We start from the raw sequence: 20,719 nt of genomic DNA on the forward strand, positions 1-20,719 counted from the left end.
TTTGTTGGTGCTCATTTTAGGTGTTTCAGTAAAAATGATAATCCGTCCATTTTGAAAATGATTTTTACATATGCGTAATAATGATAAGGTGAGCGTGTAAAAAGAGTGCGATGCCTCCTTAAAGCGGAAGGGAAATGGAAAAGGTGATTGACCTGAAGTTAGATAGAGGGGCTAAAGTAGAAAACTGTCAAACCATCAGCTAAGTAAGAGTGATTATGAATAAGACGGATCTGAGTGCCTATTTAACCAAGCTAGGCTTGCCTAGTGAATTGCCCGCCGATTTGGAGTCATTGCACAGAATTCACGTGGCGCAGCATCGTTGCCTGCCGTTTGAGAATTTTGACATCGCATTGCAGCGAGGCGTCTCTGTTGAGATTGAAGATATTATTCAAAAAACCGTGTACCACTCTCGCGGTGGTTACTGCTTTGAATTAAATGGTTTAATGCTTGATGTGCTCAACACTCTTGGGTTTGAAGCGCGAAGTTTGCTAGGGCGTGTACATGTGTCTGGTACACCAACAGGTCGTAGTCATCAAATCACGTTAGTGACGTTAGAGGAACAAACATGGATTGTCGATGTAGGTTTTGGCTCCAATACCCCTCGAGCGCCATTGCCATTTATCCTTGACCAAGTGATTCAGACGGATTTACAAACCTTCCGTTTTGTCAAAGATGCTCAGTTTGGTTATTTCCTCCAAGTGCTTTCAACCGATGGAACGGACACGTGGAACAATCTATACAGCTTTGACCTAGAGTTTGTGTTTGCTGGTGACATTGCATGTAGCAACTTCTTTACCTCGACTTCGCCTAATTCACGTTTTACTAGCGCAAGAGTCGCTGCTAGAGCGACAGAAAGTGGGTTGGTGACGCTGTTTAACTACACACTCAGATGCACCAATCATGAAGAGCTAACAGAAATAGAGCTAGAGCCAGGTCAAACCTACCTGGATGCGTTGAAAGAATATTTTGGCATTGAGCTTGATGCGCAATACGACGATCTTCGTCCGTTACCTGACGCGTAAAGTTTTCCAGTTTTCAAAGCGTAGCGCGACGAGAACAATGTAATCACTATTTGTCTAGAAGAGGTCGACAGGAATACAGCATGGCGAATTGGGAAGGAGTCAGCGAGTTTGTTGCCGTAGCGGAAACTAACAGCTTTACAGCTGCCGCGGCTAAACTGAAAACGTCAGTGGCACAAATCAGTCGCCGCGTATCGGCACTTGAAGAGCGTCTTGCGGTTAAGTTACTGCATCGCACGACGCGAAAAGTTTCTCTGTCTGAAGCTGGACAGCTTTATTATCAGCAGTGCAAACACTTGGTCGAAGGGCTAGAACTAGCTGAGCTTGCTGTAACGCAAATGCAAACCGAACCGCGAGGTTTGCTGCGTGTGACAGCGCCTGTGACCTATGGGGAAATGAACCTCGCACCGCTCTTGCATCAGTTTTTGGAGAAGTACCCGCGTGTGGATCTCGATTTAGTTCTGACCAATCAAAAACTGGATTTGATAGAGCAAGGGGTAGACGTGGCGATTCGTCTTGGCCGCCTGCAAGATTCCAGCATGATCGCAAAGCGTCTTTCGTCGCGTCAAAATTACGTGTGTGCTAGCCCTATGTATTTGGAGCGATTTGGCGAGCCTCACACATTATCCGAACTGGCTCGACATCAGTGCCTAGTTGGTTCGGTCGATTATTGGCATTTTAAGGAAAATAAACGTGATAAGTCTTTGCGCGTATCGGGGAGAATTAAATGCAATAGTGGTTTTGCGCTAATGGGCGCCGCCAAACGTGGTTTGGGTTTAGTGCAGTTGCCGGACTATTACGTTCAAGAAGCTCTAGATAACGGTGAGCTAGTCGAGGTGCTGACCGATTACCGAGACGACCGTGAAGGCATTTGGGCACTGTATCCACAAAGCCGAAATTTATCGCCCAAAGTGAGGTTGTTGATCGACTTTTTAGCGCAGGAACTAGCGGATTAGAGTTTTCATGAACTTTAATACAACTGAAGTTGCTAAAACGCCCGGTGATGCCGGGCGTTTTTATTAGGATGAGAGCTGGAATCGAAAAGACATGAATCACTATTGGTTGGATTCCGCGTCTTCACGTTTAATCACTTTGTGCCCATCTTCAGATACGCCTTGCTTCCAATAGCTGCTGATGTAGATATTCTCGCGATCGACTTCTTTTTCGTTGCGGAAATATTGGCGCAGCGCACGCATTGAATCGAACTCACACGCACACCATACCGAAGCGTTACCATCTAACCATTCCAGTTCGCGAACGCTATCAGCCAAGGTTTGCTGTTCAGTTAGCCAAATCAACTCCATGCCTGCTGGCGCGTGTAGGGGTTGGATGTCGTCTGGAGACATCACGCTGATCACAGCGTAGCCTTTGGTCTCTTCTGGCAGCGTACGAATTTTCGCAGAAAGCGCTGGAAGTGCCGTCATATCGGCAGCCATGAAGAACCAATCCGCCTCCGTATTTAAGTTGGAGATGCTACCTGGCCCAACAATGCTGATCGTGTCGCCTTTTTGCGCGGCCATTGCCCAACGCGCTGCAAATCCGCATTGCAGATCTTGCGTTACGTGTCGGACGAAATCCACTTCGATTGAACTGGTTTCTGGATGAAAGCGTCGAATAGTGTAGGTGCGCATGATTGGTCGGTCGTCTTCTGACAGGATGCTCAGATCCGCGCCGCCCATATCGTTAAACAGTAATTTGATGTAACTGCCTTCGCAGTCACGAGGAAAGTGGCTCAGCGCCTCACCTTGCAAGGTAATGCGCTGCATGTTTGGAGTGATGGTTTCTGTGTCTGTGACAACAAGCGTTTTAGGTTGAGGCTTCTTTTTCATTGTTACTTTACTCGATAATTATTCTCTTTCTCATTTAAAGATTATCAAGTTCCCTAACAAGAGGGTAGCGTCTTTAAACAAATTTACACTGTGAATTAACGCCAAAGCTTCAAGAAAAATATTACCTCTATCCTTTCTCTAACCACGTAAAGTGAGTCGTTTTTTAACCATAAATGGACTTATATCATTGGAATCGTAGACAAAAGCAACAGCGCAGCCATGCTGTAGTTGAACCCCTTAACGCGTTTATCGGTGGTCAACCAACGCTGCAATTGCATACCTGCCGCCGTCCAAAATGTTACCGATGGCAAGTTGGCTAAACAGAAGATACCGGCGATAAAAGTCAGTTCGAGCCATGCACCGCCACTGGTGTATACCGTAATGGCCGTCAACGCCATCGACCAACCTTTTGGGTTCACCCATTGGAATGCCACCGCCCCTAAAAAAGACATTGGGCGAAAATCGTGTTTTGCTTCGGTTTTGTCGCTGGTGGCGATTTTGTACGTCAAGTACAGCAAATAACTCAAGCTCAACACTTTCAAAATGGAGTGTGTAATTGGATATGCGTGGAACAGGCTCATCAAGCCAATACCCACCAAAATTAGCATGGCACCAAAGCCAAAGGTAATGCCCAACATGTGTGGGATAGTGCGTTTAAAGCCGACATTTGCCCCTGAGGTCATCAACATAATGTTATTGGGACCCGGCGTAAAAGTGGAGACAAAAGCGAACAACGCCAAAGCGCCCAGTTGATGATATTCCATAGATTGTTCCTTGAATCAGTTCTCGATAAGTTGAGAACAACTATAAGTAGAACTGAGGTCAATATTGTGCTTTTATTTGATGATTAGAAACTAAATAAGCAATGAAACATCATCATGGATAGATTTGACGAAAGAATATTGCAAGTGCTCAAACGAGACGGAAGAATCTCCAATGTGGAGCTGTCGGAACGCGTTGGTTTATCTCCGTCTGCAACCTTACGCCGAGTGCAAGATTTAGAGCGTAAAGGCGTGATCAAAGGCTACCGAGCAGTACTGGATAATCAGCAACTTGGCGTGGGTTTTGTCGCTTATGTGTCGATTGGTTTGGCCTCGCACTCTAAGCAGGCACAGCTGGGTTTCGAAGAGCATGTGCGTTTTGTAAACGAGGTGGTGGAATGTCACAACATTACGGGATCTAACGAATATCTCATACGCGTAGAGACGCGAGATCTCGCCGCTTATAAAGCGTTCCATGCTGATGTGTTGGGTGAGTGCGAACACGTCAAGTCGATCACAACCATGGTGGTGATGGACACACCAAAAGACGAACGTTAGTCGGTCAAGAGTGACAGTTTTGTTGCGCACGAATTTGAAGTGACTCGAAAGAGTCAGTCGAGTATGAGAATGGTTCACAACAAATGCTGGAAAGCAGATGGCACTCTTACAATTTCCATATTTATTCTCACCTTCTAAATAATCCCATCCTGCTAGTTTTGCTTAAACCGCTTGTGTTTCAGAGCGGCGAGTCAGCAAAATTAAGGATGAACGATGAAATCACATGTAACACTTCCTCTTTTGAGCTTAAGCGCTGTTGCCGCATTGAGCTCATTTAACGTCAACGCCCACGGCTGGGTAGAATTTCCAAGTGCTCGTCAGAATACGTGTTATTTAGACGGTGGTTTTTGGACCAACGAGATCCCTAACCAAGCGTGTAAAGCGGCTTTTGAAGAATCTGGCGCGTATCCGTTTGTGTAGCGTAGCGAAATTGCAGCAAACGTACCAAATTACCGAGATATGGAGCATGTGAAAGCCGTGGTTCGCGACGGTGAGCTATGTTCTGCTGGCGATGCAGCTAAGAAAGGCTTGAACATTCCTTCTCCAAACTGGCAGCGCACCAATGTTACGCCAGATGCAAATAACCAGATTGAATTGGTGTTTTACGGCAAAGCGCCGCACAACCCATCGTACTGGGAACTCTATCTCACCAAGCCAACTTATGATGATTCAAAACCTCTTACTTGGAGTGATTTAGAGCTGATCGACACCGCAGGTGATGTGTATGTTGATGCGGAAAAACGCTACCGTATTCAGGTGACTTTCCCTGCTGATCGTTCGGGCGATGCGGTACTTTACACTCGTTGGCAGCGTATTGATGTCGCTGGGGAAGGTTTCTACAACTGTAGTGACATTACGTTAAACGGAACAGGCACGACGCCACCGACTGACCCTGTTGATCCAACCGAACCGGGCAATAATCTGACATCTCTAGGCTACTTTGTTCAGCAAGGTTTCGGACCAGTAGAAGCGGGTGACACCATCCGTTTTCGTACGTTTAATGCGACAGGCAATGAAATTGTCGATATTTCACTACCAATCAGTGCGAACAATACGGCGACTTGGGCGGCAGAAATAGCAGATCAATTTAACGCGCAGCAAACGGGCGATTGGTATGTGGGCATTTGGCATCAAGAGATGAACCACTACATGTTCGATAGTAAGAACGTGAATGCGAACCAAGTATTAGCGCCAAGCGCAGACTTCAGTTATGCGTTGTCACTGATCAAAGCGGATGTACCGCCACCAGTTGAACCAACCAACTTGTGGGACAAGACGGCTGTTTACGACCAAGGTGATGTGGTGACGCACAACGGTAAAGAATGGACCGCTCAGTGGTGGACGTCTGGTGAGGAACCAGGCACAACGGGTCAATGGGGGGTATGGCGTTAAGCCATTTATTCGGGCCCTGATCAATAAAACCCTTCTCATGTGAGAAGGGTTTGTTTTTTCAGTCTAAAACGACCACTTTGGTCGAGTGGTTGTCTTGAAAATCAGAGCACATATCGTTATTCGCTTGCTCTCCACTCGATCCAGTTGAGCATCGCGTAGTCTGCCAGTTTGAGCATCGGAATGTCTTCGTGTGTATCACCGTAGGCATAAATAGACTCAAACTCGTCGAGCGAAAACGCCGCCTTAACGCGCGAGACTTTTCTTTCTAAACTGCAATCACCTTGCTGGTAAAAGCCACTCAGTTTTGGCTGTTCTGAGATCAGTTCACTGCACAGCAAGCGGTAACCGTTCGCTTCACACCAAGGCTTGAGATACGCATTGAGTGATGCCGACACCACCACAATGGTATCGCCTCTGTGTTGATGCCACGCCAACCTTTCCATCGCTTCTGGCCGTAAGTACAGCGGGATCACTTCATGGGCAAACTGAGCGCCAATCGCTTCAATTTGCTGCTTTTCTTTCCCTGAAAATGCAATAAAACTGCTGAGCGGACGCATAAGACGAGCGGGTAACACTCCGAGTTTGTACAGCGCATAAAATGGCATGATAGCGACCTTTCCTACTCGCTTGCGCAGGCCATAAGCAGAATAGTGGAGGAAAAGGCTAAACATATCCTCTCGGGTAATGGTGCCATCAAAATCAAACAGTGCCAGTGACGGCTTGGTAGTATCGAGCAAATTCAGCGCCTATTTTTCGATTTAAAATCGTTTTGTGTTTATTGATAAAACACTGCCAACCAAATGGTTTCTTGCGTTGGGTCAGTCCAGCTCACTTTGTGTTTGGTATGAGCCGGAATTGTCACGTGATCGCCTGCCTCAAGTCGTTTCACTACACCTGATTCAAAAGTCAGCTCTCCAGCTCCTTTAAGAACCAATACCCATTCATGTTCTTCTTGATCGTACCAGCCACTTTTGGGCGAGGTTTGCCCTGTTGAGACAATGCGTTCTATACGCAGGTTTTTGTGGGTCAGCAGGTCTTCGAACACTTCCTCGTCGAGGTTATTCGGTAAGTCTTTAAACAGGTTCATGGCCTTTCCTTAGATAATGATCAGTCCAAAAGGCGCAAGCAATTGCTCTTGTTGCCAATCACAAATTTTAACACCAAACAGAGAAACGCGGCGAACATCTAGCCCGTCTAGTTCGACATGAGTCAGATCACACTGCTCAACGTTAAAGGTTCCCCATTGTTCTGGCGAGAATTCGCAGCGAGATAAATCCGAGCCTTTAAGAGTTGCCCCTGCGAGGTTTGCACCGTTCCAACGGTTTTCAAAGAGGTCACATTTTTCTAGTAACGCTCGCTCGAAGTTACAGTAGGTAAGGTTGCAGCCAGTAATAAAAGCAGAACAGAAAAACATGGTGTTACTGACGCGATTAGCAAAGTTCGCACCTTGGAAGTTTGCCCCTTTGAGATCGCACTTACGCAGCTCCAAGCCCATACAATTTGCGCCGTTAAACAGGCTCATCGCCAACATACAGTTCGTAAAGCTGGCATCTTTTAAGTTCGCGAAGCGAAAACTACACCCTTCTAGCGCTTTGGATTCGATAAAGCGACAGTCGATGAACTTAGCATCGCGCAGATCGGCATGGTCGAAACTGCACATATAAAAGTGGCAGTTTTTAAAGGTGGCATTCTGAAAATCGTGGTGAGAAAAGTTTTCTCGTTCAAAAATGAGATCGGTTTTTAACATGTCTTCTCCTTAGCTGCGAGCAGACTAGCACTCCAAGTAACTGATTTTCCAGAAAAATAACTTCTTGTATTTCAGTGTTTTACAAACCCCTCAAATCGCGATTTTAAGGGGTCAAACGAGCGTTTTAAGTGGGTTATTTTTTGAAAATAGAAGACGTAGAGGAAGAAAAAAGTTTTTGCTGGCTACGGACCTTAGCGAGAGGATTCGTGTTTTTGAGCATGCATAGCTTCTCACACGCACAGTTTGCATTACAGAATTGTATCCGATTTGCATAATTTGTTGATCGGTATGGCGTTTCTCTATACAAAAAACCTATATTTTTCACAAATTGATTTCCATCAAAATAGTAGGGTTTCTATGTGCTAGATTGCGCGCAGCTCAAAAAAATATAGATGCCCGTGTGCTTCAAGGCGCTGAGTTTACTTGAAATCTAAGGCCAGTCAGCAGGCACACCTTTGGGTACGACATAACGAAGCCCTATAAAAGGAAATAAAAAATGAAAAAAACAATCTGCAGTCTAGCAGTGGTTGCTGCACTCGTGTCACCAAGTGTTTTCGCTCATAAACAAGGTGACTTCGTCCTTCGTGTTGGTGCGGCGTCTGTCGTTCCAAATGACAGCAGCGATAAGATTCTTGGTTCTCAAGAAGAATTGAAAGTGGATTCAAATACGCAGCTTGGTTTGACGTTTGGCTACATGTTCACAGATAACATCAGCCTAGAGCTTCTAGCAGCAACACCATTCAGCCACGATATCTCAACAGATTTGTTAGGTCTTGGTGATATCGCGGACACCAAACATCTTCCACCAACGCTTATGGTTCAGTACTACTTTGGCGAGCCACAAAGTAAATTCCGTCCATATGTTGGTGCAGGTCTCAACTACACCATGTTCTTTGATGAGGGTTTCAATAGCACGGGTAAAGGCGCTGGCCTTTCAGATCTTAAGTTGGAGGACTCATTCGGTCTAGCAGCGAATATTGGTGTGGACTACATGATTAACGATCAATGGTTCCTCAACGCTGCTGCGTGGTACGCAAACATTGAAACAGAAGCAACTTACAAAGCAGGTGGAGCGAAGCAAAAAACCGACGTCAAAATTAACCCTTGGGTATTTATGATCAGCGGCGGTTACAAGTTCTAAGAAAAACCAGTAGTTACACGCACATTACTATTATTGGCATGACTTTGGGGGCGGTTACGGGGACTGCCCCTCTTTTTTATTCTCGTTTTGCTTGCACATCATTTACTCAACTTAGCAACACGTAAAATTGGATCTTTACCTTGCAGATCATTTTATTGTCGGAAGATCGAAAAGTCCTACACTGATCACATAATTGAACAAGTGGACAATATAAATGAGCGGCGACATCGCGAAGCATTCTTCCTCCAGATCTAAGCTGGTAAAAACTCTCTTCTTTACTCTCTGTGTTATCGCATTTGGTGCGATGTATTGGTCTTGGCAGTATTCAGACAGTCATCCAAGCACGGAAGATGCCTACGTTAGGGCAAAAATTTTGTCGGTAGCGCCTCAAGTAAAAGGCCAAGTGGTTTCTGTAGATGTCAAAGATTTCCAATCTGTTAACAAAGGTGACCTACTGCTGAAGATAGATTCACGCCCATATTTGTTGGCAGTGAAGCAAGCCAAAGCGGCATACCAATTGGCGGTCCAGCAACATGACGTTGCCGATAAGCAGGTAACTGAAGCCGTTGCGGGCTTAGATGCGGCGCGTTCTAACCTGACAGAAGCGCAAGTAGAGTACAAACGTACGGATTCCCTGGTGAAACGCAAACTGGCGTCAGACCAAGATTTAGATACGGCGAAAAACAAACTAGCCAATGCCCAAGCGAGCCTAGAACAAGCGCGCGCGACGGTAGAAAAAGCCATTGCGAACCGTGGTGAAGAAGGTGCAGAGGCTGCGGTCGTTCAACAAGCGGCAGCACAGTTAGCGCAAGCGGAGCTGAACTTGAGCTACACCGACATTACGTCACCAGTGGATGGCATTGTCGGTGAAATCAATACGCACGTAGGCTCGGTCGTTAGCGTGGGTCAAACGCTGTTCCCTGTGATTTTAAAAGACAGCTATTGGGTACGCGCGAACTTTAAAGAAACCGATCTTACTCATATTAAACCTGGCATGCATGCGGATGTGGTGATTGATATGTACCCAGACGTGGTGTGGAAAGCAACGGTAGAGCAGCTGTCGCCTGCGAGTGGTACATCGTTCTCTTTGATGCCACCAGAAAACGCAACGGGTAACTGGGTCAAAATCAAACAGCGTTTCCCTGTACGTTTGGCATTAGAAGTACCAGCCGATGCGCCGCAACTTCGCGTGGGTGCGAGCTCAGAAGTCACCATTGATTTGCAAAGTAGCATGCAATGAACCATCAAATTACGGCAGACAAACGGGGAATTGCCACCGTCGCCGTGATGCTTTCTGCCATCATGGTGTTAATCGATATGACCGTTGCGAACGTGTCGCTATCGCACATGATGGGCGCGTTGGGCGCAACAGCAGACCAAATTACTTGGGTGCTGACGGGTTACAGCATGGCGGAAGCGATCTTCATTCCGATGACCAGTTTCTGGGTGTCGCGCTTTGGTGAACGCAAAGTCATGCTGGTTGCTGTGATCGGTTTTGTGATTGCCAGTGCGCTTTGTGGGCAAGCACAGTCTCTTGAAGAGATGGTGCTATTTCGCATTATCCAAGGCGCTTTCGGCGCGTCGGTGATTCCATTGGCGCAGTCGACGTTAGTGCAGATTTATCCGTATGAGCAAAAAGGCAAAGCGATGGCGATTTTCTCCATCGGCATTTTGCTTGGTCCTATTTTGGGCCCAGTTGTGGGTGGTGTGATCACCGACAACATTAACTGGCGCTGGATTTTTTACATCAACTTGCCATTCGGTTTGATCTGTACCTCTTTGATTTATCGCTATATCCATATCGACAACAAATCCAAACCTAACTTTGACTGGTGGATCATCGGTTACATGGCGTTAGGTGTGGGCGCGTTGCAGTTTGTGTTGGATAAAGGGAATGAAGACGACTGGCTCGACTCACGTATGATTCAGACGGCGATATTGCTCGCAGTCATGGGATTGGTGATGTGGATATATCGCAGTTGGAAAACCAAAAGTCCAATAGCGCCATTGTGGCTACTGAAAGACCGAAACCTTATGGTCTCGTCATTGATGATTGCCGTGGTGTCGATGGCGATGTTTGGTCTGACGACTCAACAACCAATGCTGTTGGAAAGCTTGCTGGATTATCCGGTCTCAACCACTGGTTTATTAATGGCACCGCGTGGGTTGGCGTCAGCGGCGATGTTGATTTTGGTGATTAAGCTCAATCCGCAATTCGATCCCAGAATCAAAATAGTCTTTGGCTTGAGCTGCATCGGGATTGGTAGCTATTTGATGACGCAGTACTCACTGCAGATCGATACATTTTGGATTGTGATGCCGAGTATGATTCAGGGGATGGGGCTTGGTTTAACCTTCTCGACGCTATCCACCTTGGCGTATTTAACGATTCCGAAAGAGCAATCTGTTGCGGCGGCGAGTATTTACAATCTGTTCCGTACCATTGGTAGTTCGTTTGGTATCTCTATCGCAACCACGTTCCAATATCGTGATAGTCAGCAGCAATGGCATGCGCTGGGAGAGGGTATTAATCCTTATAATCCTAACTTGCATGACTGGGCGGCCAATCAGGGGCTTTCTATTACCGACCCGGTTGCGTTAGACCAATACCAACAGATGTTGCAGCAGCAATCGCAAATGGTCGCCTTTGTGCACACCTTCCAGCTTGTGGGAGTGATGTTCGTGATCATGATGCCGATGCTGGTTTTCATTCGGTCGCGTGAATAACATGAAGTTCCGGTGAATAGTGTAAGAGAACGCCTCTCAAGTTGTGTCAGCTTGAGAGGCGTTTTTTATTGGACGGTGTCAGTGAAAGAAGGACGTTTACTCAAACGTCACTTCGTCAAAATGCGGATTGGCTTTGAGCGCGCGCATTGCGACTAATTGTTCAGTCGGGAAGGCGGTGTGCTCTCCATCCATATCTAAAAACAAACACTCTTGTCGCTGCATGTCGTAGCCTGTGTCGAACGCGTTGCCCTGATGAGTTTCACCATTTTTTAGTGTGATCTCGATAGGGAGCTTAAACATACAGGCGATTTCAATAAAATCGTATTGGCTGCAAGTCACCATAGTTTTCTCCTTTCAAACCGACGCAGTATTCAGAAGGTTTGAGAACCGTATCCTTAAATAGAAGACGTTTGATTGAAACTGAATCTTCATCTTACACCTCATTTTGGTCACGAAATAGACATACACGCACGTTTTAATAAACCTACTGTTGAGCGTTCGCAAGCGAGACAAAACTACGATATGTCTGAAACGATACTTAAGCGCACATACCTAACGAGTGAACAAAAGACACAAAAGCCAAGTTCACTGATTCCCCTCAAACCTACGATGCGCAGTTGGCGCACCGTGTTCACCACTCGCCTCAATTTGAAAACGGCCGCGTTAAAAACGAGATGCCAAATGTCCCTAGCCCGCAATCATTCTGGCAGGTGTGTTGGAGCTATCTTGGTGGTAGAACGCCATTGAGTCCTAACGAACATCTGCCACATTTCCCAATTCAACCTACGCAGTTTGCGCAGCGAAGTGAATCGATGCGCGTTACTTGGCTGGGCCATTCCACCATGCTGGTGGAGGTCGATGGCATTCGAATTCTGACCGATCCGTTATTTGATTACGCTTCTCCGTTCATCGCAAAAGCGTGGTTTGAACGCAATATTCCCAATACCCATGCCAGAGATCGTTTGCCGATTCCTGAAATTATTGTGATTTCGCACGATCATTACGACCATTTAGAAGCATCGACCATACGTTTTTACGCCGATAAACCCGTGACGTTTTATGTACCCTTAGGGGTTGGCAAGCATCTGATAAAGTGGGGCGTTTACGCAGACAACATCGTGGAATTCGATTGGTGGGATAGCGTGCACTATGCTGGAATCGAACTGATTTGTACGCCTGCTAACCATAATTCGGGTCGTACTTATTTCGATAAAAACGCGACCCTGTGGGCTTCTTGGGTCATCAAAGGCAAAGAAGAGACGCTCTATTTTAGTGGCGATTCAGCTTACGATTCGCACTTTTCCGAGATCGCACAGCGATGTGGACCAATCGACATTGCCTGTTTGGAAGTGGCTGCCGATGTGAAAGGCCAAGGTTATCCGGTCGAAAACTGGGGGCACATGCAGGCTCATCATACCGTGCAAGCGTTTCGCGATTTAAATGCGAAAAAACTGTTGCCAGTACATTGGGCTACATACGAGCTATTTACTCACCGCTGGGACGAACCGATTTTAGATTTGCTTGCCCATTGTCAAAAAGAACATATAACGCTGCTGACGCCAATGCCGGGGGAAAGTTTTTACGTTCATCAAGAACATATAAATAAACAATGGTGGCGAGAAAAAGAAATATGTGATCCAGCTGGAATTTTGACTTAATAATATGATCTTACTTCAATAATTATTTTAGAAATTAACCTTGTTATTTTCAGAATATAACAAGGTTTTTTACTCGCTTACTCATCAATCACTTGAGGTTTTAACTCGACGACATTTCCTTCCGGATCATGTATATAGAGTGATCTACCGAACCCTTGTGCGCCATACCGCTTCGCAAACTCTTCGGTTTCAATGCCGCGCGCACGCAGATATTCCAGTAATTCATCCTCGGAAAAAGGCGCCAATTGCAGGCAAAAATGGTCAATATTACGACCATTTTGAACTGGTGGCTTACCGCCAAGTTGCCCTAACTCGCTGTCCACCGTCACCACATCAATCAATGCGTTACCTGCCCTAAGTTGAGTTAAACCAAGTTCCGTTACTTCGCGTTCGACAGGGCAGCCCAAAATGTCTCGATAGAAATGCAACATAGCATCGAGGTTACAGGTCCTTAAAACAACATGATCAAGCGCTTTGATGGCGATTGGATTTTTGGTGGGCATGCTTCACTCCTTTTTGCATTGTGTTGAGGTAAGTATAAAGTGACCTTAAAAGTGGTGAGAGAAATGATCAAATTCCAGATGTTTTTTTGCTAGAGCGAGTGCAGAAACACTGCAACTCAAAGCAAACAAAAAAGGCTAGCGTATTGCTAGCCTTTTGGAATATGGATGGGGCTATTACTCGTAATCAGAAGCGTAAGTTTCTTCGTATGAATGTGAGTAAAGCTCGAATAGGTTGCCGAATGGGTCTTCTAGGTAAACCATTTTCGCAGGCTTATTATCGTCTTCTGGGTGGTAACGCATGATGTCCATGCGCACTTTGCCACCTAGTGCTTCGGTGCGTTTGATAGCACCTTCAAAATCGTCTGTCTGCAAACAGAAATGGAAGATACCGATGCGAGAAAAATCCACTTCATGGCGCTCTTGACGCTCTTTCATTTCGAATAATTCAAGGCCGATGCCATCACTTGTCACAAGGTGCGCAATGTTGAAGCCTTTAAAGCCTTCCCCAAAGACCGCAATACACATTCTGCCAATTGCCGTTTCGCGTTCTTCAATCACTTTCGTGTTGCCCATAACGACTTTTAGACCTAGCGCTTGCGTGTAAAACTCAACCGCTTTGTCCATATCTCCGACCATAATACCGACATGATTCATTTTCATTTGTTTGCTCCCAACATGTGTGTTTGAACGTTGTCTTGTTTCGATGTGGGAGAGTATATGGTGTGATATTGATTACATGAAATTATCATAAATTATAAAAATGATAATTTTATTTAATGATGTGCGTATTGGGATTGATTTAGTGAGCTAAGGCCTCAACAGCTTGCCTCACCGAGGTGAAATGAATCTTGATAATGCACCGTTGCGCGAGGCTGAATTCATGCGATTGGATTAATGACGTAACCTCTTCTACGGACAGCGTTCGTTCTTTTGGATGTAAAAGAGTGGTGTTCGAACCATTGTTTTTCAATTCAAACGTGTTGCCATTTGAGTCGATAACGTAATCATCTTGCCCAAAAATGAGGGCTTCGCATTCAGAGTCTAAGTCGGACTGGGAATGCGTGTAGATCAGCTCATCGTCGCCGTCTAGTTTTAGCAAGCATGGCCAGCATACTGCGTGATCTCTCATGGTTAACTCATTATTCATTGTTATTTAGAAACTTGACCCTGGTTGTTGCAAAAACGCTAACTCTTCGGGAGTGCTCTTTCTTCCCAGTATCGCATTGCGATGAGGATAGCGCCCAAACTGGTCGATGATGGCTTTGTGTTTTAGCTCAAAATCGTAGTTATTTTCAAGCCCTGATGCGCGAAACAATTTTTCAGCTTGGACATGAATGAGGCGAGATTCGCTGTGCATAAACGGCATGTACAAAAAGCTTAGCTGCTCGGGCGCTAATTCTTTGTCGTGACCTAACCGAATTGCCTCTTGAGCCAATGCTAATGCGAGTGGGTCTTGTGCAAACGCTTTTGGGGTGTTGCGATACACATTACGTGAAAACTGGTCGAGGACGATGATTTCGGCCAATCGTCCTTGTGCGCTGTCACGCCAATTAAACAGTTCACAACGAGCCGCTTGTTCTAATACCGAGGCAAATCGCGATGTAATACGCTTGTCCAGTTCTGGGTTGTTTTCAAACCAATTTTTGGGCGATAGCTCCTCGAACCAAAATTTGATGACTTCTTGGTACATGGATCTTCCTTCCTATTGCATTAGCTAAAGAATAAAAAGCCAGAAGGCGAGCTCCTGGCTTTCTGCGTGTTATCGACCGTAAGTCTCTATGATGTAATGTTCAAAATCGTCACACATTTGTTCGTCAGAGATGGCGTTGCTTGCCAGCTCTTTACTGCCGTCGACGACTTTAATCGCGGCGTTCAGTGAAGCGACTGATGCTCGCTCTCGCGTCGCAAGTGAGTCGATTTTCTTCTGCTGCACTTCCCATGCCTGTTCTGGCGACAGGTTACACACGTCTGCAAGGTATTTGGCATTGAAGCCTTCGCCAGTCAGGCTGACAATGGTTTCGTTGTGCGACAAGTGATTGCCTGCGTGCCAGTAGTGTTTTGCCAGCAGTGGGCCAATTTCTGGGTTATCCGTCAGGTAACCAAACTTCTCAAGGAAGTATGCTCGGGTCTGATACACCGCCATGTGCGCGAGTAGATAACCTTGATACGCACAAGCTGCTTCGTCGGATAGCAAATGTGGAATCGCCATCAGTGGGCGAGGGCTGCATTCCAAACCAAGGATCTGTTTTTCACAGTCGCGAGCCAGCTTAGTGATGCGTTCTGGCGTTAACTCGTCATCGCTCAGTTGATATAACGCGCGTTCAAAGTACGGCACAACCAAGATGCTACGTTCTTCATAAGCTTTGAATGGCTGACGACTGTTGATCATCGCTTGAATGATCTCATCAGGAACCGGATTCCCTTCATCATCCAGTGCGTATTGTTTTAGCCAATCGGCATCGGTTAACAGGCTGTCACAGAACATCGACTGAGTTTCAGCATAAGCCATTGACGTCGGCGCAAACTCCTGCGAGAAACAAGGTGCGTTCATTTTTACGTTCGCAAAGTGTGCTGCGTGGCCACCTTCGTGGAACAGCGTGTTAATGCCATCGTAGCCGCTGCCCACTTGGTCTGGTTTGGCATTACTGGTGAAGTTCACCTGCGCTGCGACCCATTCGCCTTGGTTATAGAAAGAAGGAATAGGGCCGTGGCAGAACCCATTCGGGTACTTACCTTTGCGATCTAGTAAATCCAGCGTTAGCGTCGCGCCAGAGTAATCAATATTTAGGCGACCAAATGATTCTACCCAGCGTCTCAGAGATTTTGAGAACGGCACATATGGGTCAAGGTCACGCATAACGTCACCCGCGAATGAGTAAACAAAGTTGTAGCTTGCTAGTGCGCTTGCGCCTTTCTCTTTCGCCAAGTTTTCTAAGCTGTTTAGATGCGCATCTCGCGTGCGTTGTTCGAAATCTTCCAAAATTTCGAATAGCTGTTCAGAGCTCATCTTTTCCGTTTTTTGCACGGAGTAATCAAAGAAAGTCGCATAACCCAGTGAGCGAGCGAACTGGTTGCGCAGTTTGATCAGCTCTATAAAACCGTTTTGCAGTAGCCATTGTTCAAGGTTCAGCAACGCTTGATGAGCCGATTGGCGAACTTCTTCATGATTGCTGGTGCGAATGGTTGAGCTTAATACGGGCAGTGAACCTTCTACTTGCTCGCTGTTCTCATCGGTAAATGTTTGTACGTGGTTCTGTTTTTTCTCGAAGAGCTCAGCTTCAAAGGCAATGAGCTGATTTTTCAACGCTTGTGCTTTTTCGCCCTCGATAGCGTGAGATTCAAACATCGCCAGCCAACCAGATAGACCCGTAATGGTTTGTTGTTTCTCTTGTGGGTCGGTAATTGAGTCCGCGGCTTCAAGCTGTTGTTTGATGGCAGTAATTTGCTCGGCGTTGCTTAAAAAGCTTGTCCATGCCGTTTGTGCTTGCGTCGAGCCATCATGGTCATCGCTGATCCCCATGTAAGTTTCCCAAAAGAAATCTTCTTTGGTGCGGTGAATCGCAAGGTAACGTTGATTGAGGTCGTTGAGATAATCCGTTGCGGTCATTTTGATCCTTCAAATGGTTTCGTTATGTAGACAGTTGATTATTGCACGCTTGGTCGCGAGAAAGGAACGCTAATCTCATTTGTCGATTTTGCATCGCGTAAAGGTGATTTTACTATTTGTTTACATTTGGGTGGGTTAATAGGAGTTCTGAGCTTGCAGTGTTAAGACTGGTATGGAGTTTACAGTTTATTAAGTAATTAATCTGCGGTGCGCTATCGATGATCCTTATCAGGTGTAATAAGATTTCCATATCGTTGCGATACAGTTGGAAACGATATGATAAATAAGACAAAAGTTACGTTATTGGCGGTAGGTACGATTTTAGTTGGATGTTCCACAGTCGCGCCACCAAGAAATGATGCGGTTGAAAGCATTCAACAAAAGTGTTCTGTGATTTTAAGCAATGATGTTGCGGGCGACCAGCGCTGGCAGACGTACAACGGCTTGCTTGTAGAATATGCCGTGCATGGCGTTAAGAGTCAGGCGCAACTGGAACGTTTTGAAGCGTTTGTGCAGAGAGTGCAAGATGATGAGTCTGGACAGTTAGTTACAGAGTTGATTGAGGTCACCGACTGGGGATGCTCAAACGGCAATTATCTAGAAGAGATGAGCTTGTTTATTCAAGAAGTTCAGAAGTAAAAAACCGAGCGTTAAGTCGCTCGGCTTTTCTGTTTGTGGAACGCTTTTTTGCGCTGGTTCGTCAGGACGTTTACTCCTCTGGATACTCGCCCATACCTTGCGTTTTACCTTCCGCTTTCCAATGCTCTCCAGGGGCAAATGCTTCATCGCATAAATCTACGGTGTAGCCCATTTCTGTGATTTCCTTCAAAGTGAGGTTATCTGCAATTTTTGCGACTTCACCCGATTTATTCCGTAACTCCATGTTGATCTCTCCTCTGTAGGTAGACGAGTGGCATCAATGCACAGTGAAGAATGCATTGGTAACCTTTGTTCTAAGTATATAACCCGCTGCTAAAAATGAAGGTTTAATCCACTTTTTAAACATGGTTAATTGGATAATGCTTTGAGCTGCTTCCGTTATTTAGAACCGCAGCATCGCGATAGTTTGCCATTTGTGATTTATTGAGTGATTAAACGGTCAATTTGGAAACTCGAAATGGTGATTCTCGACCACGCTTTAGCACAACAAATTGTTGATCGAACCATGTCCATCATTGGTCACAATGTGAATGTGATGAACTCAGCAGGCATCATTATTGGCAGTGGCGATCCCAAACGCGTTGGGCTAGTGCATGATGGCGCGGTATTGGCGTTGAATCATGGCGATTCACTAGAGCTGAATGAGCAGCAATGTTTGACGTTGCAGGGTGTCAAACCCGGAATCAATATGCTGTTGAAATTGCATGGTGACGTGGTCGGTATTGTTGGTGTGACAGGCGAGCCAGAGAAAATCCGAGATTTCGCCAAACTGGTCAAAATGACCGCTGAATTGACAATCGAGCAAGCTGCACTGGTGGAAAAATTTCAGTGGGACAGACGTCATCGCGAAGAGTTTATTCTGGCTTGGATCAATGGCAAATTGACCGATGAAGAGCTGAAAGATTGGGCGATGCGTCTTTCTATCGATGTGACTCAACCACGGGTGGCAACGGTGATTGAAGTCTCGACGCCGTCGGCCTCAAAAAGCATGAAGAGTGTGCGCAATATTGTTGAACTGCTTGAATACCCAGAGCGTAACAACCTAGTTGCGATTGTCTCGGTGAATGAAATTGTGGTGTTGAAACCGTGTCATTCCGCCAAGCAGTGGGATAGCCAAGTTGAAAGTGAGCGCATTGATAAGTTGATGTCGCGTTTAAGCGATCACGATTCGCATACGTTTCACATTGCGCTAGGGCAGCTGTTTAATGAGCCTAAAGATGTCGCGTTGTCATACCAAAGCGCGAAGCAGGTATTAGCCATTGGCAAGCAGTTCTACCCAGAGAAACGTAAGTACCTGTTCGATGAACTTCGTTTGCCTGTTTTGTTAGCGCCGTTGGCGGATATTTGGCAAGGTGAACAAATTATTGATGGTGTGAAACGGTTGAAAGAGAAAGACAAATCTGGGCAATTATTGAAAACCCTAGATGCACTGTTTGAATGCAATGGCAATGTAACAGAATGCTCTAAAATGCTGTTTATTCACCGGAACACTCTGCGCTATCGGTTAGAGAAAATCACCGAGATAACAGGGCTACCAACTACCAATTTTGTGGGGTTAGCGGAGCTTTATATTGCGACTCGGCTCTCAAAAATGTCGTGATGTTGTGCATTTGCACAATACGCGTTATTTTTTGACCACATCATTTGTCACTCCGCCTAAAGGAATTCGAAAGCAAACGATTAATAATTCATGCGTCCCTACATGTTGAGTGAGCCAACACGGACTCGCTCAGCAAAATAAGAATAAATGGAGTTATCATGAACCTTATATTAATCCTGCTTGGGGTGATCGCATTTATTGTGCTCACGACCACCAAACTCAAATTACATCCCTTTTTAGCGCTGATCATCGCGGCGTTCCTTGCGGCATTTGCTTACGGCTTACCGGCAGATAGCATTGCCAAAACCATTGCTTCTGGCTTTGGCGGCATCCTTGGTTACATTGGTTTGGTTATCGTTTTGGGTACCATCATTGGTGTTATTTTGGAAAAAAGTGGTGCGGCGATCACCATGGCCGATACGGTCATCAAAGTGTTGGGTGAGCGTTTCCCAACATTGACCATGAGCATCATCGGTTACATCGTTTCTGTTCCAGTATTTTGTGATTCAGGCTTTGTCATTCTGAACTCGCTCAAAGAATCACTCGCTAAGCGTTTAAAAACCTCAAGCGTTGCGATGAGTGTGGCGTTGGCAACTGGCCTATACGCAACGCACACGTTTGTGCCGCCAACTCCTGGCCCGATTGCCGCTGCGGGTAACTTAGGCCTGGAATCTAACCTTGGTTTAGTGATTGGTGTGGGTGTGTTTGTTGCAGCGGTTGCGGCGTTAGCGGGGATGTTGTGGGCGAACCGATTCCAACATGTTGAACCAGATGGCATTGAAGCCGCAGAAGAAATTCAGCAAGACTGGCAAGCACTCAAAGCGTCTTACGGCAAATTGCCAACGGCGAGCCAAGCATTCGCTCCTATTTTTGTTCCTATCTTATTGATCTGTTTTGGCTCTATCGCGAAATTCCCAAGCCTACCGCTGGGCGAAGGTTTTGTGTTTGATGTTCTGACTTTCTTAGGGCAGCCACTAACGGCATTGGTGATTGGCCTGTTCCTTTCTGTTCGCCTACTCAAATCAGACAACAAGATTGAAGAATTTGGCGAGCGAATCAGCCAAGGTATTACGGCTGCTGCGCCTATTCTTTTGATTACTGGTGCTGGTGGCGCATTTGGCGCGGTATTAAAAGCCACGCCGCTAGGTGAATACTTAGGTACGACGCTATCGGCGCTGGGCGTGGGTATTTTCATGCCATTTATCGTTGCGGCTGCGCTAAAGTCGGCGCAAGGTTCATCAACGGTTGCATTGGTGACCACATCGGCTTTGGTTGCGCCTATGCTTACGCAATTGGGGCTCGATTCAGAAATGGGCCGCGTATTAACGGTGATGGCGATCGGTGCTGGTGCGATGACGGTTTCTCATGCAAACGACAGTTTCTTCTGGGTAGTTTCGCAGTTTAGCCGCATGTCGGTGGGCTTAGCGTACCGCGCGCAAACCATGGCTACGCTCGCTCAAGGTGTCACGGCAATGGCATTAGTGTACATTTTGAGCCTCGTTCTCTTATAAGTCTCT

The 20,719-nt window shown here is 46.1% G+C and carries 21 protein-coding genes and 2 pseudogenes; 11 read left to right on the forward strand and 12 right to left on the reverse strand.

Features of this window, described 5'->3' with window-relative positions; genetic code table 11:
* The first annotated feature begins 215 nt into the window (after positions 1-215).
* Both R7E78_RS18400 and R7E78_RS18405 read left to right on the forward strand, forming a co-directional pair.
* Complete coding sequence (locus R7E78_RS18400; protein WP_115386898.1) at positions 216-1,022, forward strand: arylamine N-acetyltransferase family protein; 807 nt, start codon at positions 216-218, stop codon at positions 1,020-1,022.
* An 80-nt stretch (positions 1,023-1,102) separates the two neighbouring features.
* Entirely contained in the window at positions 1,103-1,975 is an 873-nt protein-coding gene (locus R7E78_RS18405; protein WP_017633836.1) for a LysR family transcriptional regulator, read from the forward strand.
* 99 nt (positions 1,976-2,074) lie between these two features.
* Here R7E78_RS18405 and R7E78_RS18410 read toward each other — a convergent pair whose 3' ends face one another.
* Complete coding sequence (locus tag R7E78_RS18410) at positions 2,075-2,848, reverse strand: siderophore-interacting protein (RefSeq protein WP_206957596.1); 774 nt, start codon at positions 2,846-2,848, stop codon at positions 2,075-2,077.
* A gap of 179 nt (positions 2,849-3,027) precedes the next feature.
* Complete coding sequence (locus R7E78_RS18415) at positions 3,028-3,612, reverse strand: LysE family translocator (protein ID WP_318058122.1); 585 nt, start codon at positions 3,610-3,612, stop codon at positions 3,028-3,030.
* A gap of 114 nt (positions 3,613-3,726) precedes the next feature.
* Between R7E78_RS18415 and R7E78_RS18420 the strand changes: the two genes are divergently transcribed.
* Positions 3,727-4,167, forward strand: a complete 441-nt coding sequence (locus tag R7E78_RS18420) for an Lrp/AsnC family transcriptional regulator (protein WP_213965778.1) — start codon at positions 3,727-3,729, stop codon at positions 4,165-4,167.
* Between the two features lie 213 nt (positions 4,168-4,380).
* Positions 4,381-5,559, forward strand: a pseudogene (locus tag R7E78_RS18425) (lytic polysaccharide monooxygenase).
* A gap of 116 nt (positions 5,560-5,675) precedes the next feature.
* Here R7E78_RS18425 and R7E78_RS18430 read toward each other — a convergent pair.
* From R7E78_RS18430 to R7E78_RS18440, 3 genes are read right to left on the reverse strand one after another with little or no spacing between them, the layout of a single operon-like run.
* On the reverse strand, positions 5,676-6,296 hold the full coding sequence (locus R7E78_RS18430; protein WP_046875594.1) for an HAD-IB family hydrolase: 621 nt from the start codon (positions 6,294-6,296) through the stop codon (positions 5,676-5,678).
* Between the two features lie 38 nt (positions 6,297-6,334).
* Positions 6,335-6,646 (reverse strand): cupin domain-containing protein, encoded by a 312-nt coding sequence (locus tag R7E78_RS18435; RefSeq protein ID WP_085344444.1) that lies wholly within the window; start codon positions 6,644-6,646, stop codon positions 6,335-6,337.
* Between the two features lie 9 nt (positions 6,647-6,655).
* Complete coding sequence (locus tag R7E78_RS18440) at positions 6,656-7,306, reverse strand: Qnr family pentapeptide repeat protein (RefSeq protein WP_085344443.1); 651 nt, start codon at positions 7,304-7,306, stop codon at positions 6,656-6,658.
* Positions 7,307-7,802: 496 nt separating this feature from the next.
* Here R7E78_RS18440 and ompW point away from each other — a divergent pair, with 496 nt between their 5' ends.
* The 3 genes from ompW (at position 7,803) to R7E78_RS18455 (ending at position 11,174) form a co-directional block, all read left to right on the forward strand.
* Entirely contained in the window at positions 7,803-8,447 is a 645-nt protein-coding gene (ompW, locus tag R7E78_RS18445) for an outer membrane protein OmpW (RefSeq protein ID WP_167427163.1), read from the forward strand.
* A 214-nt stretch (positions 8,448-8,661) separates the two neighbouring features.
* Entirely contained in the window at positions 8,662-9,687 is a 1,026-nt protein-coding gene (locus R7E78_RS18450; protein ID WP_318058123.1) for an HlyD family secretion protein, read from the forward strand.
* On the forward strand, positions 9,684-11,174 hold the full coding sequence (locus R7E78_RS18455; RefSeq protein ID WP_069543312.1) for an MDR family MFS transporter: 1,491 nt from the start codon (positions 9,684-9,686) through the stop codon (positions 11,172-11,174). Before R7E78_RS18450 ends, R7E78_RS18455 begins: the two co-directional genes overlap by 4 nt.
* A 96-nt stretch (positions 11,175-11,270) precedes the next feature.
* Here R7E78_RS18455 and R7E78_RS18460 read toward each other — a convergent pair whose 3' ends face one another.
* Positions 11,271-11,516: a Rho-binding antiterminator gene (locus tag R7E78_RS18460; protein ID WP_005460845.1), complete on the reverse strand. Its 246-nt coding sequence runs from the start codon at positions 11,514-11,516 to the stop codon at positions 11,271-11,273.
* A 180-nt stretch (positions 11,517-11,696) separates the two neighbouring features.
* Here R7E78_RS18460 and R7E78_RS18465 point away from each other — a divergent pair.
* A pseudogene (locus R7E78_RS18465) lies at positions 11,697-12,832 on the forward strand (MBL fold metallo-hydrolase).
* A gap of 77 nt (positions 12,833-12,909) precedes the next feature.
* Here the strand turns inward: R7E78_RS18465 and R7E78_RS18470 are convergent.
* The 5 genes from R7E78_RS18470 to R7E78_RS18490 all read right to left on the reverse strand — a co-directional run bounded on the left by R7E78_RS18470 (position 12,910) and on the right by R7E78_RS18490 (position 16,942).
* Positions 12,910-13,335, reverse strand: a complete 426-nt coding sequence (locus R7E78_RS18470) for a VOC family protein (RefSeq protein WP_017634369.1) — start codon at positions 13,333-13,335, stop codon at positions 12,910-12,912.
* Between the two features lie 174 nt (positions 13,336-13,509).
* Entirely contained in the window at positions 13,510-13,995 is a 486-nt protein-coding gene (locus R7E78_RS18475; RefSeq protein WP_025768760.1) for a VOC family protein, read from the reverse strand.
* A gap of 139 nt (positions 13,996-14,134) precedes the next feature.
* Positions 14,135-14,464, reverse strand: a complete 330-nt coding sequence (locus R7E78_RS18480; protein WP_033907198.1) for a DUF4144 domain-containing protein — start codon at positions 14,462-14,464, stop codon at positions 14,135-14,137.
* Positions 14,465-14,488: 24 nt separating this feature from the next.
* Complete coding sequence (locus tag R7E78_RS18485) at positions 14,489-15,025, reverse strand: DUF924 family protein (RefSeq protein ID WP_033907197.1); 537 nt, start codon at positions 15,023-15,025, stop codon at positions 14,489-14,491.
* Positions 15,026-15,094: 69 nt separating this feature from the next.
* Positions 15,095-16,942: a M3 family metallopeptidase gene (locus R7E78_RS18490; RefSeq protein WP_318058124.1), complete on the reverse strand. Its 1,848-nt coding sequence runs from the start codon at positions 16,940-16,942 to the stop codon at positions 15,095-15,097.
* Between the two features lie 276 nt (positions 16,943-17,218).
* On the opposite strand from R7E78_RS18490, the gene R7E78_RS18495 reads away from it, so the two are divergent.
* The gene (locus R7E78_RS18495) at positions 17,219-17,581 is read left to right on the forward strand and encodes a hypothetical protein (protein WP_017634365.1); all 363 of its coding nucleotides are present in this window, start codon (positions 17,219-17,221) and stop codon (positions 17,579-17,581) included.
* Between the two features lie 70 nt (positions 17,582-17,651).
* Here the strand turns inward: R7E78_RS18495 and R7E78_RS18500 are convergent, their stop codons facing one another.
* The gene (locus tag R7E78_RS18500; RefSeq protein ID WP_202600834.1) at positions 17,652-17,825 is read right to left on the reverse strand and encodes a hypothetical protein; all 174 of its coding nucleotides are present in this window, start codon (positions 17,823-17,825) and stop codon (positions 17,652-17,654) included.
* Between the two features lie 234 nt (positions 17,826-18,059).
* Between R7E78_RS18500 and R7E78_RS18505 the strand changes: the two genes are divergently transcribed.
* Positions 18,060-19,202 carry a sugar diacid recognition domain-containing protein gene (locus R7E78_RS18505; RefSeq protein ID WP_213880277.1) on the forward strand — a complete coding sequence of 381 codons (1,143 nt, stop codon included), beginning with the start codon at positions 18,060-18,062 and terminating at the stop codon, positions 19,200-19,202.
* A gap of 158 nt (positions 19,203-19,360) precedes the next feature.
* Positions 19,361-20,713: a GntP family permease gene (locus R7E78_RS18510; protein ID WP_262682319.1), complete on the forward strand. Its 1,353-nt coding sequence runs from the start codon at positions 19,361-19,363 to the stop codon at positions 20,711-20,713.
* The last annotated feature ends 6 nt before the right edge of the window (positions 20,714-20,719 follow it).

It is taken from the genome of Vibrio sp. YT-19(2023) (assembly GCF_033337395.1).

Bases quoted from the DNA above. Each gene is read 5' to 3' on its own strand.
- R7E78_RS18400 (WP_115386898.1), top strand. From the start codon at position 216: ATGAATAAGACGGATCTGAGTGCCTATTTAACCAAGCTAGGCTTGCCT.
- R7E78_RS18405 (WP_017633836.1), top strand. From the start codon at position 1,103: ATGGCGAATTGGGAAGGAGTCAGCGAGTTTGTTGCCGTAGCGGAAACT.
- R7E78_RS18410 (WP_206957596.1), bottom strand. From the start codon at position 2,848: ATGAAAAAGAAGCCTCAACCTAAAACGCTTGTTGTCACAGACACAGAA.
- R7E78_RS18415 (WP_318058122.1), bottom strand. From the start codon at position 3,612: ATGGAATATCATCAACTGGGCGCTTTGGCGTTGTTCGCTTTTGTCTCC.
- R7E78_RS18420 (WP_213965778.1), top strand. From the start codon at position 3,727: ATGGATAGATTTGACGAAAGAATATTGCAAGTGCTCAAACGAGACGGA.
- R7E78_RS18435 (WP_085344444.1), bottom strand. From the start codon at position 6,646: ATGAACCTGTTTAAAGACTTACCGAATAACCTCGACGAGGAAGTGTTC.
- R7E78_RS18440 (WP_085344443.1), bottom strand. From the start codon at position 7,306: ATGTTAAAAACCGATCTCATTTTTGAACGAGAAAACTTTTCTCACCAC.
- ompW (WP_167427163.1), top strand. From the start codon at position 7,803: ATGAAAAAAACAATCTGCAGTCTAGCAGTGGTTGCTGCACTCGTGTCA.
- R7E78_RS18450 (WP_318058123.1), top strand. From the start codon at position 8,662: ATGAGCGGCGACATCGCGAAGCATTCTTCCTCCAGATCTAAGCTGGTA.
- R7E78_RS18455 (WP_069543312.1), top strand. From the start codon at position 9,684: ATGAACCATCAAATTACGGCAGACAAACGGGGAATTGCCACCGTCGCC.
- R7E78_RS18460 (WP_005460845.1), bottom strand. From the start codon at position 11,516: ATGGTGACTTGCAGCCAATACGATTTTATTGAAATCGCCTGTATGTTT.
- R7E78_RS18470 (WP_017634369.1), bottom strand. From the start codon at position 13,335: ATGCCCACCAAAAATCCAATCGCCATCAAAGCGCTTGATCATGTTGTT.
- R7E78_RS18475 (WP_025768760.1), bottom strand. From the start codon at position 13,995: ATGAAAATGAATCATGTCGGTATTATGGTCGGAGATATGGACAAAGCG.
- R7E78_RS18480 (WP_033907198.1), bottom strand. From the start codon at position 14,464: ATGAGAGATCACGCAGTATGCTGGCCATGCTTGCTAAAACTAGACGGC.
- R7E78_RS18485 (WP_033907197.1), bottom strand. From the start codon at position 15,025: ATGTACCAAGAAGTCATCAAATTTTGGTTCGAGGAGCTATCGCCCAAA.
- R7E78_RS18490 (WP_318058124.1), bottom strand. From the start codon at position 16,942: ATGACCGCAACGGATTATCTCAACGACCTCAATCAACGTTACCTTGCG.
- R7E78_RS18495 (WP_017634365.1), top strand. From the start codon at position 17,219: ATGATAAATAAGACAAAAGTTACGTTATTGGCGGTAGGTACGATTTTA.
- R7E78_RS18500 (WP_202600834.1), bottom strand. From the start codon at position 17,825: ATGGAGTTACGGAATAAATCGGGTGAAGTCGCAAAAATTGCAGATAAC.
- R7E78_RS18505 (WP_213880277.1), top strand. From the start codon at position 18,060: ATGGTGATTCTCGACCACGCTTTAGCACAACAAATTGTTGATCGAACC.
- R7E78_RS18510 (WP_262682319.1), top strand. From the start codon at position 19,361: ATGAACCTTATATTAATCCTGCTTGGGGTGATCGCATTTATTGTGCTC.